Origin of the sequence: Pararhizobium antarcticum (assembly GCF_001885585.1) — a bacterium.
Lineage (GTDB): Bacteria > Pseudomonadota > Alphaproteobacteria > Rhizobiales > Rhizobiaceae > Pararhizobium > Pararhizobium antarcticum.
Genome location: NZ_LSRP01000091.1, coordinates 17100 through 32807, shown reverse-complemented (window position 1 = coordinate 32807; position 15708 = coordinate 17100). Strand labels below are relative to the sequence as shown.

At 61.7% G+C, this 15708-nt stretch carries 17 protein-coding genes and 1 pseudogene; 4 read left to right on the top strand and 14 right to left on the bottom strand.

Features of this window, described 5'->3' with window-relative positions:
• Positions 1–68: 68 nt before the first annotated feature.
• Together AX760_RS14470 and AX760_RS14465 are read right to left on the bottom strand one after the other, a co-directional pair.
• Positions 69–1025, bottom strand: coding sequence for a peptidoglycan-binding domain-containing protein (locus tag AX760_RS14470; protein WP_071833628.1), 957 nt, complete (start codon positions 1023–1025; stop codon positions 69–71).
• Entirely contained in the window at positions 997–2592 is a 1596-nt protein-coding gene (locus AX760_RS14465; RefSeq protein WP_083531195.1) for a sensor histidine kinase, read from the bottom strand. The genes AX760_RS14470 and AX760_RS14465 overlap by 29 nt, the downstream gene beginning before the upstream one ends.
• A 588-nt stretch (positions 2593–3180) precedes the next feature.
• Between AX760_RS14465 and AX760_RS14460 the strand changes: the two genes are divergently transcribed.
• The gene (locus AX760_RS14460) at positions 3181–3627 is read left to right on the top strand and encodes a DUF5330 domain-containing protein (RefSeq protein ID WP_071833656.1); all 447 of its coding nucleotides are present in this window, start codon (positions 3181–3183) and stop codon (positions 3625–3627) included.
• Between the two features lie 231 nt (positions 3628–3858).
• Positions 3859–4287: a SufE family protein gene (locus tag AX760_RS14455; protein WP_071833655.1), complete on the top strand. Its 429-nt coding sequence runs from the start codon at positions 3859–3861 to the stop codon at positions 4285–4287.
• Positions 4288–4314: 27 nt separating this feature from the next.
• Here the strand turns inward: AX760_RS14455 and AX760_RS14450 are convergent, their stop codons facing one another.
• Together AX760_RS14450 and AX760_RS28205 are read right to left on the bottom strand one after the other, a co-directional pair.
• Positions 4315–5148: a DUF6456 domain-containing protein gene (locus AX760_RS14450; protein ID WP_071833627.1), complete on the bottom strand. Its 834-nt coding sequence runs from the start codon at positions 5146–5148 to the stop codon at positions 4315–4317.
• The gene (locus tag AX760_RS28205) at positions 5141–5746 is read right to left on the bottom strand and encodes a helix-turn-helix domain-containing protein (protein WP_425348858.1); all 606 of its coding nucleotides are present in this window, start codon (positions 5744–5746) and stop codon (positions 5141–5143) included. The genes AX760_RS14450 and AX760_RS28205 overlap by 8 nt, the downstream gene beginning before the upstream one ends.
• Before the next feature lie 299 nt (positions 5747–6045).
• Here AX760_RS28205 and AX760_RS27740 point away from each other — a divergent pair.
• Positions 6046–6227: pseudogene (locus AX760_RS27740) on the top strand (IS1595 family transposase); the annotation flags it as partial.
• 265 nt (positions 6228–6492) lie between these two features.
• Here AX760_RS27740 and AX760_RS14435 read toward each other — a convergent pair.
• From AX760_RS14435 to AX760_RS14390, 10 genes are all read right to left on the bottom strand, one after another.
• Positions 6493–6828 (bottom strand): hypothetical protein, encoded by a 336-nt coding sequence (locus tag AX760_RS14435; protein ID WP_071833624.1) that lies wholly within the window; start codon positions 6826–6828, stop codon positions 6493–6495.
• 158 nt (positions 6829–6986) lie between these two features.
• Positions 6987–7877, bottom strand: a complete 891-nt coding sequence (locus tag AX760_RS14430; RefSeq protein ID WP_139275996.1) for a hypothetical protein — start codon at positions 7875–7877, stop codon at positions 6987–6989.
• A gap of 202 nt (positions 7878–8079) precedes the next feature.
• Positions 8080–8511 carry a Ros/MucR family transcriptional regulator gene (locus tag AX760_RS14425; protein ID WP_071833622.1) on the bottom strand — a complete coding sequence of 144 codons (432 nt, stop codon included), beginning with the start codon at positions 8509–8511 and terminating at the stop codon, positions 8080–8082.
• Between the two features lie 507 nt (positions 8512–9018).
• Positions 9019–9360 (bottom strand): monovalent cation/H(+) antiporter subunit G, encoded by a 342-nt coding sequence (mnhG, locus tag AX760_RS14420; RefSeq protein ID WP_071833654.1) that lies wholly within the window; start codon positions 9358–9360, stop codon positions 9019–9021.
• 32 nt (positions 9361–9392) lie between these two features.
• Positions 9393–9773 carry a cation:proton antiporter gene (locus tag AX760_RS14415; RefSeq protein WP_071833621.1) on the bottom strand — a complete coding sequence of 127 codons (381 nt, stop codon included), beginning with the start codon at positions 9771–9773 and terminating at the stop codon, positions 9393–9395.
• Complete coding sequence (locus AX760_RS14410) at positions 9770–10246, bottom strand: Na+/H+ antiporter subunit E (protein ID WP_071833620.1); 477 nt, start codon at positions 10244–10246, stop codon at positions 9770–9772. Before AX760_RS14410 ends, AX760_RS14415 begins: the two co-directional genes overlap by 4 nt.
• Positions 10243–11829: a Na+/H+ antiporter subunit D gene (locus tag AX760_RS14405; RefSeq protein ID WP_071833619.1), complete on the bottom strand. Its 1587-nt coding sequence runs from the start codon at positions 11827–11829 to the stop codon at positions 10243–10245. Before AX760_RS14405 ends, AX760_RS14410 begins: the two co-directional genes overlap by 4 nt.
• 3 nt (positions 11830–11832) lie before the next feature.
• Positions 11833–12210, bottom strand: coding sequence for a Na+/H+ antiporter subunit C (locus AX760_RS14400; RefSeq protein ID WP_071833618.1), 378 nt, complete (start codon positions 12208–12210; stop codon positions 11833–11835).
• Positions 12210–12629: a Na+/H+ antiporter subunit B gene (locus tag AX760_RS14395; RefSeq protein WP_071833617.1), complete on the bottom strand. Its 420-nt coding sequence runs from the start codon at positions 12627–12629 to the stop codon at positions 12210–12212. Before AX760_RS14395 ends, AX760_RS14400 begins: the two co-directional genes overlap by 1 nt.
• Positions 12626–14992 carry a putative monovalent cation/H+ antiporter subunit A gene (locus AX760_RS14390; protein ID WP_071833653.1) on the bottom strand — a complete coding sequence of 789 codons (2367 nt, stop codon included), beginning with the start codon at positions 14990–14992 and terminating at the stop codon, positions 12626–12628. Before AX760_RS14390 ends, AX760_RS14395 begins: the two co-directional genes overlap by 4 nt.
• Before the next feature lie 253 nt (positions 14993–15245).
• Between AX760_RS14390 and msrB the strand changes: the two genes are divergently transcribed.
• Positions 15246–15659, top strand: coding sequence for a peptide-methionine (R)-S-oxide reductase MsrB (gene msrB, locus AX760_RS14385; protein WP_071833616.1), 414 nt, complete (start codon positions 15246–15248; stop codon positions 15657–15659).
• Positions 15660–15708: the final 49 nt, after the last annotated feature.

Below are 15708 nucleotides of genomic sequence, written 5' to 3'. Positions count from 1 at the left end.
CCCCAATGCCGGTCCTTGACGAAGACCGGCCCTGCCTCTGTCCCAGGCTGGCGCAGCGCTCGAACGCCCTAGAGGGCGCCGATTTCCTTGAGCTTTTTCAGAACCTTGGCATTCGGCTCGCCGGTCTGCGGCAGGCGGTAGTGTTTCTCAAAATGGCGGATGGCGGCGCGTGTCTGTTCGCCAGCGACGCCATCGATCGACACGTCCGCATAGGCCAGATTGCTCAGGCCCTTCTGGATGTTCATGACCATTTCGCTGGAGGCCGGGATATCGGTCTTCGGAATGAACTGCGGATCGACCTCGGCATTGCGGATCGCGGCTGCGACAGGATCGATATCGCCCTTGGTCGCCTTGACGTTTTCATAGGGCCGCTCGGCCGGAGTGACCGCTGCAAGCCGTTTCGGGGCGGCCTTCAGCGCCGCCAGCAAGGCGCTGTCGGGCATGCCCGTCTCGGTCAGACCCGCCAGCTTTTCGAAGCGCAGGATCGCTGACGCCGTCTTCGGCCCGGTCTTGCCGTCGGCCGGCCCCTCATAGAGGCCCTGCCGGAAGAGTTCCGTCTGGATGCTGGTGACGAGGGCGCTGTCGGACAGCTCGGCCGGAGCAGCGAGCGGCTGGCTCTGCGTTTGCACCGTGTCGACCGGTTGCGTCTTGTCGATGCTCGCGGTCCTGGTTTCGGGCGCATCCGTCGGCGTGTCGCCCTCGCGCTCGATGACAAAGGTCGTCACCTTGCGCGGTGCGATACCACCGGTCTCGTCACCGTCCTGCAGTGCCGGATCGCCGGCGATCTGTGGCTGCGTGAAGGGAATGCGGGTGCGCAGGAAGGGCGACGGATGCACGCCCGGCTGATACCAGAGCGCATTGGCGGAAACGAAGCTGAACACCACGGCAAAGGCCGCCGTGCCGCCGAAGACGCCCGGATGGCGCGCAGCAAGCCGCCCCGTGAACGCCATTGCGCGCATGGCAAAGCCCTGGCGACGCCGGGCCGGCGGCTTTTTCTCAGGCTGTTTTCGCTTGCGAGTCGTCATGACCTGCGCCCCCGTCCGTGTCTCCTGCGATGCGATCGTCCCGTTCAGGCACGACCGGCTTGCCGGCCTTGTCGTTTGTCCTATGCGCCTGGGCACGCTCCTTCAAGCGCGGCGGAAATTCGACCATGGTGTTTTCCACGGTCTCGTCTTCGCCGATAGAGCAGATGCCGGAGCCATCAAGCGAAATTGTGACGGTGATGACGGTGCCCTCGCCCGGCCGGCTGCGAATGTCGAACCGGCCGCCATGCAGCGCCACCAGTCCCTTGACCAGCGACAGGCCGAGGCCCGTGCCTTCATACTTGCGCGTATAGTCGTTCTCGATCTGCACGAAGGGCTGGCCGAGAAGGCCGAGCTTGTCTTCCGCAATGCCGATGCCGGTATCGCTGACGATCAGCTTCAGATCGTTGCCGGCGGTTTCCGCATCAATGGTCACGAGACCACCGCTATCGGTGAACTTGATGGCATTGCCGACAAGGTTGATCAGGATCTGCTGGATCGAGCGCTGGTCGGCATTGACCTCGCCGACGCCGCGGGCGATGCGGCTGGTCAGTTGCACACCCTTGTTGCGCGCCTGCAGTCCGAGCATGGCCTCGCAGGCCTTGACGACATCGGCGACGACAAAGGGCTCGGGGATCAGCTCGTAACGGCCCGCCTCGATCTTGCTCATGTCGAGCATGGTGTTGACCACAGACAGGAGATGCAGGCCGGACTGGTTGATCAGGCTGACATATTCGCGCTGGCGATCGTTTTCCAGCTTGCCGAAATATTCGCCCGACAGGATATCGGAAAATCCGAGAATGGCGTTGAGCGGGGTGCGCAGCTCATGGCTGACGGCTGCCAGGAAACGCGTCTTGGCATCGTTGGCCTGCTCGGCAATCCTGGCTTTCTGGGCGGCATCGCTGCGCAGACGGGCCTCTTCGGACACATCATGCGACTGCACCAGAATGGAGCCGGAGGCGGCATCACCGCCGGTGATCGCCGTCATCTCGCAGCGCATGTGCACGAACTGCTCGCCCTCGGCAAAGACGCTCGGCCGCTCCATGCGGATATCAATCGTGCCCCGGTCGTCGCCCTGGCGCAGGCGGTCGATCGCCTGCAGGAAGAGGATGCGGTCGGAGACATAGATCTGCTCGAGGAAACCGCGGCCCGAGGGATCGCGCATCCAGGCCAGATAGTCGGCGGCATCGCGACCGTAAAGGCCGGTCACCGAACCACGACGATCATGCATGGTGACGAGGCCGGCGAAGCGGTTGTAGACTGCAGCCATGTCGAGGGCGGCCGGCTGGATCTCGACCACAGCCGACGTCTCGCGCTCCTCGCGGGTGCGGCTATAGGCAATGCCGCAGACGGCCAGCATCAGCGAGCAGGCGGCGACCAGCGCTGCACCGACCGGCAGGGCCAGCGAAATCGGCAGGGCCAGCGACAGGAGCGCCGGCACGATGGGAAAGGCAATCAGCGCGGAGGCAGCGACGCTGCGCAGCACCGCGAAGTCGCGGCGCCGGTCCGGGGCGCCGGCCACCTGTCGCGGTAACCACAGGCCGGCCACGCCATCCACGCGGGATGCCATTTTTCCAGCAATGTTACGCAATACGCTCACGCTTGACCCTGCATTCTGTTCTTGTCCGCAATCGCCTGCCCGCGGGCAGCGTTTCCGGCTTGTTTCGCGGCCATTTACACAGCGCCCGAATTCGTTTTTCGGCATGTGTTCTGCCTGTCTCGAATTTCGCACCGGCGGCTTAATGAAAGAATAAATGAAAGCTGTGGAAACCTGCCGGAATCCCCCGAAAGTCCCATTCCGGGACAGAATCCGGAGGCTTCGTCTTTTGTGGTTAATGGGGCGTAAGCGACGGATTTTAGGCGGTTTTTGGCAGCGCGTTAACGCCTGTGGCAAGGCCGGTCCTAGTCGAGGCCCGCGTTTGCGGGCTTGGCCGCATCCGCTCCGCCATGATGATTAATGGCGCTCGTTCAAATACGCTGCAAATGCCATTCAAATGCCGGAATATCCAACTTTATGAAAACACGGCGCAAATGCGAACGGTTTTGGCAAAGGCATTTTCCGATTCCCTTCCTATTGTGACCAGACAAGGTGGCGAAAGGCGACGCATCCGGCAAAGACCGGCGCGCATCGGCACCGGTTACAAGGATGGGCAAGACGATGTGGTTTCTGATCAAGGGAACATTCTGGTTTTCGATGGTGCTCGTGCTTTTGCCGTTTCTCGATCCGGCCAGCACGACGACCCTGGAGCGCGGTCCGAAGGTGGATGTCGGCGATACGTTTTCGGCTGCCACCGAGGCCTTCGGTTATATCAGCGCGCTCTGCATCCAGAAGCCGGATGTCTGCGAAAAGGGCGGCGAGACCTTCGTGGCACTCGGCCACCGGGCCCGGGAGGGCGCCCGCATCGCCTATCAGTTCCTCGACCAGCAGTTTGCTTCGCCTGACGATGCGGTGATGACCGGCACGATTGCCGCCGATACCGCACCGGCGACCCTTGCCGACCCCAACGATACGCTCGCCGTCGATGCCGAAGGCGATACGGTCCCGATGTTCGGAAAAACACCGGTCCCGGAACCGCGCATCGAGCCGAGGACCGCGCAGAAATAGGACCAGCGCGCTCCGCCTGCATCCTTCAATGTCCCGCATACCCTGCCTGAACCTGCCGATCTTACGGCCGCCGTGCGGAACGCCCATCCCGCACGGTTTTTTCCTCTCTCTACCGCCGCGCATTCTCCCCTCGACGGCCATGCAGGGCCGGAAATGTCGCATGTTTTGCGGTTCTCATCCGGCCGTCGATCACCTATATGATCAGGCATGACCCAAAGGCCGGATGCAAGCATGACCCCGATTGACAAGATCATCGACGACTTCGCTTTCCTCGAGGAATGGGAGGACCGCTATCGCTACGTGATCGAGATCGGCAAGGCCCTGCCGGAGATGCCGGAAGAACAGCGCACCGCCGAACACAAGGTCCAGGGGTGCGCCAGCCAGGTCTGGCTGGTAACCAACGCGCCGGATGTGGCGTCGGGGGCGGATCCGGTCCTGACCTTTGAAGGCGAATCCGACGCGCATATCGTTCGCGGCCTTGTTGCCATCGTGCTGGCGATCTATTCCGGCAAACACGCCTCTGAAATCGTCAAGCTCGACGCGCTCGATGTGTTCGGCAAGATCGGCCTTGTCGAGCATCTGTCGGCGCAGCGCGCCAATGGCCTGCGCTCCATGGTCAAGCGCATTCGTGAGGAAGCGGCGCAGCAGCTGATCGCCTGACCATCCCCCAGACAGGGGATGGCGTGATCACCGGCCTGCGGCCGGGCGCCGGGTGACCGCAGCGGTCCTGTCAGGGCGAAAGCCATCATCGCCCCAGGCGGTGCGGCGGGCCCGGGTCGGCGGCGGAGCATAGTGGCGTGCCAGCGCCATCAGGGCCGCGCGCAGCATCAGCTTGGCGGACCGCACCGGCCATTGCCGCTCGCGCTCCACGGTTTCGAGACCTTTTTCAAAGCAGCAGATATCGAGCGCCACGCCGCTCAATTCAGGGCCGATCGCCTCGACGGCGGCCCGCACCCGGCCACGCGCTGCAACCGCGCTGTCGCAGAGATCAGCGACGCCACCCGCGCCCTTGCTCTTGCCGGCAAGCCGCGGCTCGTAGCGCATGGTCAGTTGCGGCTGCAACTGGCCGCGGGTGAAATCGGCATGCAGGCGCAGACCGGCATCCAGCGCAACGGCATCCAGAAAAAGCACGCCGGATTTCTCCTTCAAGCGCGCCATGGCAGCAAGCGGCGATTCCGCGAGATTGACGCGCACGCTCTGGCGCAGCCCCTCGACCGGCCGATTCTGCTGTTCGATATCGCGATGCTGGTCCTGAAACTGGGTTTCCGCAGACAGAAGCGCCCGGCGCAGAAAGGCCCTCGCCTGCGGTGTCGCCCGAAGCGTGTCGCCGCTGCGGACCAAAAGCCCCAGCGCGCAGGCCGCATCGGGCAGCGCCCGGGCCACCGGTCGCCCCGCCTCGCCGGCCCGGCCGACAAGCACCGTCGCGCCATCGCCGCCGTCACGGATCAGGGTCGCACCACCCGCCACGAGACGAACGAGCCTGACCATCTGCCGCTGCCGCGCGGCGCCATCCTCACGCATGATCGCTGCCTCCGCCGGCGCCGAACACCGCGGTGATCACCCGCTCGACGGCAGCCACGAAATCATCGAAGGCAACGTCGTCACGACGATCCTCGACGACATTGCAGGCATGGCTGACGGTCGTCCGGTCACGCCCGAAAACCTGGCCGATATCGGTCAGCGAGATCTGCAGCACCACATGGCTGACATACATGGCAATCTGGCGAACATGGCAGCTGGAGCGCCGCCGGTCGCGGCGCATCTGCATCCGGTGGTCGCCAACGAGCATCAGCATCTCCGCCGTCACCTGGCGAACGATGCCGCAGAGGAGCCGTGCCGGCAGTCCCCCCTCTGAACCACCACCAGACCTGCTACCACCAGACATGCTACCACCAGACATGCCACCACCAGATGCGCCACCACCAGATGGGCCACCGACAGCAGGTCCGCCGGGCCCAGACGCACTGCCGGCACCCGGAAGATGGCTGGCCTCGCCAGGGCTGGAAATGCCTGTCTTGGTGCTTCCAGCCGCAAGACGGGCGCGAACTGTCTTCTCGCCGGGAAACGGGACACTGCGGGAGGGCGGCATTCTGGAACGGCTGGTCTTGATCGCGGGCATGAACTCACTCCTTGAATAGGAATTAATTCATACACCCTAGTGCGATTACGGGGATGGAAGGAACCGCCTTACCGCAACCATGCGTTGATTTCCCTCGGTTATTCACGATCGAAACAGAAATTATAGGTATTTTTTCCTCTGCACATACTCAACGCGTTGAGTTGGTTTTTGCTTTGTAGATCGCTGTGGAGACGAAACGCGGTGTTCGAGACGACAAGTGCCATCCACACAGACGCCGAAAAGACCGTGAACACCGTGAGCCGGAACATTGGCCGAACGGCCCGATCTGCCCTCATTGCATGATCGGCGTTTATCAGCATTGCGATGAAGCGCATCTTCAACATTATCCACCGGATTTAACTTCCGTTATAACCGCCACACGGCTCTTAAGATTACAGATGCAGAGCGCGCCGAAGACCTTATTGCTGGTACCGGTGGCAAGCGCCTCGCATTTCGGCGGACGAACGAAGGCGCGCGCGCATTAGCTGGGCAAGCTGCTGCGCCTGTGGAAGAAGCAGAATACTCGCCTTTGAATTGCGGGCATTTGGCAAACACCCCTTGCCGTAATCGTTCTCTAAGCGCCCAATTGGAAACGGCAGCGAACTTACGATTCGCTGCCGTCAACGTAACCAAGCCATAGGACGGCTCGATATGAACGCATTTCAGACTTTAAGCCCGTGGGCAGAGTCGTCAAGCCGTCCTGTGGCAACACATAAGGACTTTTTTATATGGCTCGACTACCCGAACTACCGAAGCGTCCTGTAGCGAACCCTGCATCCCCAATTATCGTTAATTGGAGAGGTCAAAGCGGGACGATATATGCGTTTCAACTCGACCCCATTGGTGTCGTTTACTTCGAAAAGCCTGGAGTCTACGTCGCCTGCAAACTGGCGATCAACGGCAATTGGGATGCCCTGTATATTGGCGAAACGGAAAACTTCAATCAACGTTTGACCACTAACTTGGCTCTTCATCATAAATGGCGAAGCATTTGCGCCGCTGGCGCTACCCACTTCTGCACTTTGCACGTCCCCGGCCATTTGTCCCTGCGTGAGGGGATAGAAACCGATCTCAGAAGACATATGAGAACTCCCTGTAACGATCAATAATCATAACTGATTACTCGTTGCTAGGTTCCTTATCGACCTTCCCAGACTTCGGCTTGGGAGGGGTTTTCGGTTCCGGCGGCGTCTTCAACATACGCCGAAGAACCTCGTCACCCTTCTTTTCATCAATCTCGTCATTCGGCTGCTTGCTCATTGACTAAATCACTCCCTGCATTTGCAGCCAGCAAAGGCACAACATTCGCTGCTTTTATTCTGCGAGCGTCCTTTATCATCTCAGCCACGGTTATGGCGCTTAAGCTAAAGAGATGATTGGCGCCAACGGCGTCAAGAGCATCGCGCGGGTGCATTAGAGGGTTCCTGTCCAGCGACCTCATCCTATCAAGCATCGCACCGACCTTCTGAGAAGGTTTCGGCTCTTTGTTTTTCGCCTCTATAAGGTCTTGGACCGCCTTAATGAAATCGTTCCAGCTCTTCATACTCTTAGTGACGCCGAAGTCTTTAAGGTAGGCGTCGATTACCAACTCCGTCGCCCTTAGCGCATGAAACCCGCAAGCAGTGGGCAGGTCGAAGGCGAGACAGCGGCCCGCATCATCAAACTCTTTGATAGCCTCTTCGGGCATCTCAGAGCGAATTTCGTCCGGGATCACATGAGAAGCGTTCGAAACAAGCGCCTGCGTTTTGTAGATCGCGATTTGCCCTACAGAGTAAACATCAACATCATGGCTTTCAGCTTCGAAAACACTCCGAAACGAATCGATCTTTCGCGGTATCTCGCTGTATTGCCAGCTACTGAAGTCCTTTTCGAAAAGGTCCGGCGAAAACGTATCGTTCGGCATAACATTAGCCGAAATCCAGCTACTGATTGTGCCAGCGAGATCGGCGGCCGCATGCTTGCAGGTGCCGAACCCATTATCTTCTGCAATGAACGCCGACAGCTTTGGGGGAAGCGCCCAAAGCGAGATGTAAATTGAACCGCCTTTTGACGTATCGACCGACGTCGCCTGCCTTGCTTTCGCAAGAGCCTCGGCCAGTTCAAAATATTCCAGAAGATTGACGCGCTTCACGTTACCCACCCCGCCGCTTTTCGCGGGAGGATAACAGATTCTCAAAATGTCAGATACCGACCTGTCACGCACGAATCACCACAGGATTGTTGTCCGTCACGCCAACTCTACAACTGCATATTTTTTCCTCTGCCCACAAAGATTAAGGGCCGGCGTGATGATCACGCCGGCCCTTTGCAACAATGTGGCACAAGCCGAAGGCTTACTTGACGCGGCGCTTGCGGCGCTGGCCGAGGCCCATTTCCTTGGCGAGGCGCGAGCGCGCTTCGGCATAGGCCGGCGCGACCATCGGGTAATCGGACTGCAGGTCCCATTTTTCGCGATAGTCTTCCGGCGACAGGCTGTGGTGCGTCATCAGGTGGCGCTTCAGCGACTTGAAGGTACCGCCGCATTCCAGGCAGGTGATCTGGTCGTCCTGGACCGACTTGCGCACCGAAACAGCCGGCTTCGGCTTTTCGACAATCACGGCAACCGGCACAGGGCTGCTGGTGTTGTTGAGGGCGGCATGCACGTCGGTGATCAGGGTCGAAAGCTCGGCAACCGGCACAACATGATTGCTGACATAAGCAGCGACGATCTCGGCGGTGAGTTCCACCAGCAGATCATGGCTCGCGCCGGGCATTGGATCCGTCATTCTTCATTTCTCCTATAGAATATCATAAACGCGCCCGAAACGAAGGTTTCCCGGCGCAACAAGAACCTGTTCGAAAGCGTCACGAAACGGGCATCTCCATACGGACGACGAACCGCCATGCATGGCGGAAGCACAACCTATGAAACGCGTCAGCAATCTGGCAAAAAACCTCAATCCCCTGATGCGAAAGCTGTTGCCAACGGGCAAGCAAGCCTGGCGCTCCAAAGCAACGACCACTATCCACAACCTTTACTGGAATCTCAGTCGGAAGTAATATTGCAAGCGACACTTTGCCGTTACTCGAATAACATTGATGCCCGAAAAGTCCAATCATAATTTGTGCGCCATCTGTCGCAATCATATTGAAATGTGCGCTGAAAATCGACGATATCGGAAACACTACGTTACGTTCGCGATCCGGTGCCGGGAACACGGGCAATTGACGTATTTGCAGGCAGGTCTGCGCCAGGGCGACGGCAGCGACCGTGCCCCATTGTTGCAGGGTTTTCAGCCGGCACTGCCGGTTTTGTCCTGCGGCATCTGGTCGATCACGGAGACGGGGTGAAGCCGCTCGCCGGCCTGATGCGCGGCCTTGGCGAGAAGATGCGCCGCAACCGGCGCGGTCAGCAGGAAGAAGAAGAACCCGGCAATGGCCCGGAGCAGAATGGCGCCGTCCAGGGCATGGATCCCCGCCGCAAGCAGCAACAGGCCCGAGCCGATCGTGCCGGCCTTTGAGGCGGAGTGCATGCGGGTGTAGACATCGGGAAAGCGCACCAGCCCGAGCGCCGCAAGCAGGCTGAACAGCGAGCCGGCCACCAGAAGCACAATCACGATCACGGCAACGGCCATGCCGACCGGTTCCGCGCCCATCATCGCTTCCATCAGCGTTCTCCCCTGCGCTTGCGTCGCGCTGCCTGTCTGGCCTTGCCGTGTTTGGGCTGCCGAGCTCCGGTCGTTGCGGGTGCCGTCTGCGGTCGTTCCGGCGACAGGCCGCGCGCCAGGATGAACCGGGCAAAGGCGACGGTTGCCAGAAAACCGACGAGACCCAGCGCAATCGCGATGTCGATGTAGAGATTGAAACCCGTCCGTATGGCAATCGTGGCGATGAAGCCGATGGCGATCGCCACCAGCATGTCGAGGCCCAGCACCCTGTCGGCCAAAGACGGGCCGCGCCGGATGCGCCAGACGGTCAGCGCCAGGGCCAGCGACAGGACCAGGAGCGCAAATGTCGTTGTCGCGTGGATGAGATCGTCCGGTGTCATAGCGGGAAGGCCTCCCTGATGCGCCGCTCGAAGCCGTTGGCGATGTCGCGCTTGGCAGCGGCCGGATCGGAACAATCGAGCGCATGCACATAGAGCAGGCGCCGGTCAGCGGAGACATCGACCGACAGCGTGCCCGGCGTCAGCGTGATCAGATTGGCCAGAAGGGTGATTTCGAAATCACGCGTCAGGCTCAGCGGAAAGGCAAATATGCCGGGCTTCAGCCGCATCTTCGGCTGGACGACGAGGACAGCGACCTTGATTGCCGACAGCGCCAGTTCCCTGAAGAACAGGCCGCAGAGCAGCAGGAACCTGAGCGGCCGCACCTTCGACGCGGTGGCATCGACCTGCTCGCGCACCAGCCACAGCGACAGGGCACTGACGGCGACGCCCAGCAACAGGTTGAGAGGCGACAGGCTGCCGGTCATGGCAGACCAGACGACTGTCATCGCAAGGAGGATGTTCAGGTGTTTCATGGCGCAGCACCTCCCGGAATGGCGACCGGAAAGCCGTCGGGAAAGACGGAACCGATATAGTCGGCAGGTGCCACCAGGCCCTCGGCTGCGACGCGCACCAGCGCCAGCAGAGGCTCCGGGAACAGGCCGATGCCGAGCGACAGCGCCGTCAACCCGACAAGCGGGAGAAGCACCGATACTGGCAGCGCCACGACGGCCAATGGCGGTGTCTCGTCGGTCGCCGGGCGCCAGTAGGCGAGCAGGAAGATCCGCGCCGTGGCGATGGTCGTCAGGAAGCCGGCGAGCAGCAGGCTTGCCGCCAGCACGAAGGCGCCGCCGTCCAGCGCCGTGCGCACCAGCATTACCTTCGGCCAGAATCCGGAAAACGGCGGCAGGCCGGAGACCGAGAAGAACAGCATCAGCGACAGCGCGGCAAGGCCCGGATGGCTGCGATAGATGCCGCCCAGCACCGCCAGAGACGCCGTGCCGCCAGCCCGGGCGGCAAGCCCCGCCGCGAAATAGAGCGCCGTCATCACCACGATCGAATGCAGCGCATAGAATACCGCCCCGCCGAAACCGCCCTGCCCGCCCATGGCAATGCCGGCCAGCATGGACCCGATGCCGGCAATCACGAGGTAACCGAGCAGCCGGCGAAGATCGGTCTGCGCCAGGGCGCCGAAAACGCCGGTCAGCATGGTCAGCACGGCGATCGTCGACAGAACCGGGCTCAGGGCAGCCAGCGATGTCGGAAACAGCATGCCGCAGACACGGATCAGCGCGTAGATGCCGACCTTGGTCAAAAGCCCGGCAAACAGCGCCGACACCACCAGCCGTGGTGTGTGATAGGAGGCCGGCAGCCAGAAATTCACCGGAAAGGCCGCCGCCTTCATGCCGAAGGCGAGAACAAACAGCGCCGTCAGCGTCATCAGCGGTGCGCGCTCGGGCGCCGCCTGCACCTTGATCGCGATGTCCGCCATGTTCAGCGTTCCGAAGACACCATAGATCAGGCCGGTGGCGATCAGGAACAGCGTCGTCGCCATCAGGTTGAGGAAGCCGTACTTGACCGCGCCATCGATCTGCCGGCGCTCCGAGCCCAGCACCAGCAGGCCGAAGGAGGAGATCAGCAGAACCTCGAACCAGACATAGAGATTGAAGAGGTCGCCCGTCAGGAAGGCGCCGTTGACGCCGGCCATGAGCAGCATCAGGAAGGGATAGAAGCCATAGCGGCGACCGCTGCCATTGACGTCGTCGAGGGCTGCGACCGAACCGGCCAGTGCGACCAGGCCGGCCGTCAGGGCAAACAGCGCACCCGTCAGGTCAACCGTGAAGGCGACGCCGAAGGGCGGCAGCCAGCGGCCCATGACCATGGTCACCGGACCGGTCACGGCCACATGATAGAGCAGGCCGGCGTTCATCACCACCAGCAACGCCAGGGCCGGGATGGCCAGACGGGCATGCGCCTGCACCCGACGACGCACCAGCATGAGGGCGGCGCCCACCAGGATGCACCAGACAACCGGCAGGATGATCAGCCAGTCGACGAGCGCCGTCGGCGTCATCACCATGGCTGCGGAAAGATCAACGGGAACAGAGGATACGGCCATGCGTCAATACCTGAGCGGCGGCGGCGCGTCGCCTTCGGGCTCGGCAACGCGCATCTCGTCTGTGTTGTCGGTCTCCAGCACGCGATAGGCGCGCCAGGACAGAACCAGCAGGAACGAGAAGAAGGAAAAGGAAATCACGATCGCCGTCAGGATCAGCGCCTGCGGCAAGGGGTTGGCGGTCGGTCCGACGGACATGTCGAGGCTGGCGCCGATCACCGGTGGCACGTCGCGCAGGATGCGACCGCTGGCAAAGATCAAAAGATTGACCGCATTGCCGAGGATGGCGACGCCGAGCAGCACCCGGATGATGAATTTCGACAGCAGCAGATAGACGGCAACGGCGAAGAACAGGCCGACGAGGATGGCAAAGATCGGTTCCATCAGTCCTCTCCCCTTTCCTCGAGCGCCAGCACCACGCCGGTCAGCGCGCCGACGACAACCAGATAAACTCCGGTATCGAACAGCATGACGCTCGACAGCGGCACCTTCTGGCCCAGCAGGCTCGGCTCGATCCAGATCCCGGTCATGAACGGCACCTGCATCCACAGCGAGATCAGTCCGGCCAGCGTCGCCATCAACAGGCCGGCACCGGCAATGGCCAGCGGATCGAAGACGATCGCCCGGCGCACGGTCTCGACGCCATTGGCAATGCCGTGGATCGCCAGCGCCGCAACCGCGATCAGACCGCCGATGAAGCCGCCGCCCGGCTCGTTGTGGCCGCGCAGCAATACGAAGATCGAAAACATCAGCATCAGCGCGATCAGCAGAGGCGCCACCGTGCGCAGGATCAGGGACTTCATGCACTGCCCTCGCCGGCATCAGGATCATTGTCGGCCATGCGTGTCGTCATCGACCCTGCCCGCAGCCGCACCAGCGACAGGATGGCGAGCGCCGCGATCATCACGACGGCGATCTCGCCCAGCGTATCGGTGCCGCGGAAATCGACGATGATGACGTTGACGACATTGGCGCCATGGGCAATCGCCTGGGAATGGAGATTGAAGAAATCCGACAGGGTCGTGTCGAAGGGCGACTGCGTGACCGTCAGCAACAGCAGGCAGAGGCCCAGACCACAGGCGGCCGCAATGGTAGCATCCGGCAGCGTCTGGCGGAACGGCCGGTGGTCGGTTTTGTAAACCTTGAGCCGCGTCATCACCAGAGCCAGGATCACAACCACCAGTGTCTCGATCATGAACTGCGTGAAGGACAGGTCCGGTGCGCCATAGAGCAGGAAGATCACCGCCACCGCAAAGCCCTGGATACCGAGCGAAACAATCGCCGTCAGCCGGTCCTTGGCCAGGACCACGGTGACGAGTCCGACGGCGGCAATCGCCATGATCGCCAGTTCGTGCCAGGGCACGTCTTTGGGGAAAACCGGCGGGCGAGGCATCTCGCCGAAGACGAACGGCGTGGCGAACAGAACCACCGCCAGCGCGATGAAGGTCACGGTCATGTAGTCGTCGAACCGACCCGTCTGCAACCGCTGCGTCAACCGGAAGGAAAAACCGACCAGGCCGCGCATCGCCTGGTCGAAGCCGCGATCCGGCCCCCAACCGATATCCGCCAGCACGCCGGCCAGCAGCGCGCGCAGACGATCGAGGTTGCGGTAGATGAGAACGCCGAGCACCACCGTTACCACCGACAGGCCAAGCGGCACGCCGAGATGCGGCACCAGCGAAATCTCCACCAAACGTGGCTCTCCGGCAATGGCAGACGCCATCGGCGTGGAAACCAGATGGTGTGTCAGGCCGGCGAGCGCCGCCATGGCCAGCCCCTTCAGTGACAGAACCGCAGGGCCGATCCACAACAGCAGCGGCCCCTCATGGGCAGGCTTCGGCGTCTCGACCTTTGCCCCGAGGAACGGCTTGAGGGCGATGGCAAAGGCAACGGCGAACATCAGCGCATTGCCAAGGATGGCGATTGCCGCAAAGACCACAGACCAGGCGTCGAACCGGCCGAGCGCATAATAGATTTCTTCCTTGGCCAGGAAGCCGAGGAAGGGTGGCAGCCCGGCCATCGAGAGCGCCGCCGCAATGGCCGCTGCAAAGGTGATCGGCATGGCCCGTCGCAGACCGCCAAGCTTGCGGATATCGCGCGTTCCCGTCTCATGGTCGATGATGCCGGCGATCATGAACAGAGCGCCCTTGAACAGCGCATGGGCGACGAGATAGAGGACCGCCGCCTCGATCGCATGCGGCGAACCGAAACCCGTCAGCAGCACAAGCAGGCCGAGCGAGGCCATCGTCGTATAGGCGAGCATCAGTTTCAGATCGGTTTGGCGCACCGCCAGCAGCGCACCAATGAGCAGCGTCGTACCGCCGACGACCGGCAGGATCGTCTGCCATTCGGGCGTGCCGCCCATGGCCGGATTGAGCCGCATCAGAAGGTAGACGCCAGCCTTCACCATGGTCGCCGAGTGCAGATAGGCCGACACCGGCGTCGGCGCCTCCATGGCATTGGGCAACCAGATATGGAAGGGAAACTGCGCCGACTTGGTGAACGCGCCGCCCAGAACGAGCAACAAAGCCGCCAGATAGAGCGGGCTTTCCTTGAGTTGCGGCGCCATGGCAAAAAGCGTGGAAAACTGCGTCGTGCCGGTGATGTTCCAGATCAGCAGCAGCCCGGCAAGCAGGAACAGCCCGCCACCGCCCGTCACCACCAGCGCCTGCAGCGCCGCGCGCCGGGCAGCCTGGCGGGTGTGATCGAAACCGATCAGCAGGAAGGAGGTTATCGACGTCAGCTCCCAATAGACGAACAGCATCAGGAAACTGTCGGAGATGACGAGCCCGAGCATGGCGCCCATGAACATCAGCAGAAAGGACAGGAACCGTCCCTGCTGCTTATGGCCCTTCAGGTAGCCGCCGGCATAGAGCACGATCAGCGTGCCGATGCCGGAAATGAGAAGCGCGAAGGTCAGCGACAGACCGTCGATCAACCAATAGAAGCCAACATCCAGCGACGGCACCCAGCGATAGCCGCCCGTAACGATCCCGCCATCGGCGACCTCAGCGGAAAAGCCGATAAAATGCAGGAAGATCGCCGCAGGAACGAGCGCCAGCACCCAGGCTGCATTGTGTCCCATCCGGCGCGTCAGCCAGGGCGCGAGCAGCGCGCCGAGAAACGGCAGGAACAGTGTCAGACATGTCAGGGCCGTGCCATCCAAGATGTGTATTTCTCCTCCGGGAAGTGTTGGGCCCGCAACAATCGAACGGGACAGTGGGTCGCGCTGGGCGAAATTCGGCGAACCAACCGAATAGGCCAAGCGGCGGGCGAACTCAAGGTTTTCCGGTCGAAATTTGCGCTTATACCAGCTGAAAAGCGCCGAAAACCCCGTTTGACGCTCTGCCGAAAGCCACAGCGATTGCCGGATCGACTGTCGCTTCCTATATGGACAGCAAGCGACAAGGAGAGTGACGATGGCTGACACCAAAACCCTGAAAGTCGAAAAAACCGATGCCGAATGGCGCGCCCTGCTGACACCGGAACAGTATCGCATCACCCGCCAGCACGGCACGGAACGCGCCTTTTCGAGCCCGGATTTCGATCTCGGCAAGAAGGGCACGTACCACTGTGTCTGCTGTGGGAAAACGCTTTACGGCTCCGACACGAAATTCAATTCGGGCACCGGCTGGCCGAGCTTCACCCAGCCGATCTCGACGGATGCCGTCGATGAACACCGCGACACCGCCTATGGCATGACGCGCACGGAAATCCGCTGTGCCGATTGCGACGCGCATCTCGGCCATGTCTTCCCCGATGGTCCTGCGCCGACGGGCTTGCGTTACTGCATGAACGGCGTGGCGCTGACCTTCGAGCCCGCGGAAACGTAAGAAGCGCAAATCCGGGCGTTTGCAGGGGATTGCCCTGCCCCGGATCTTG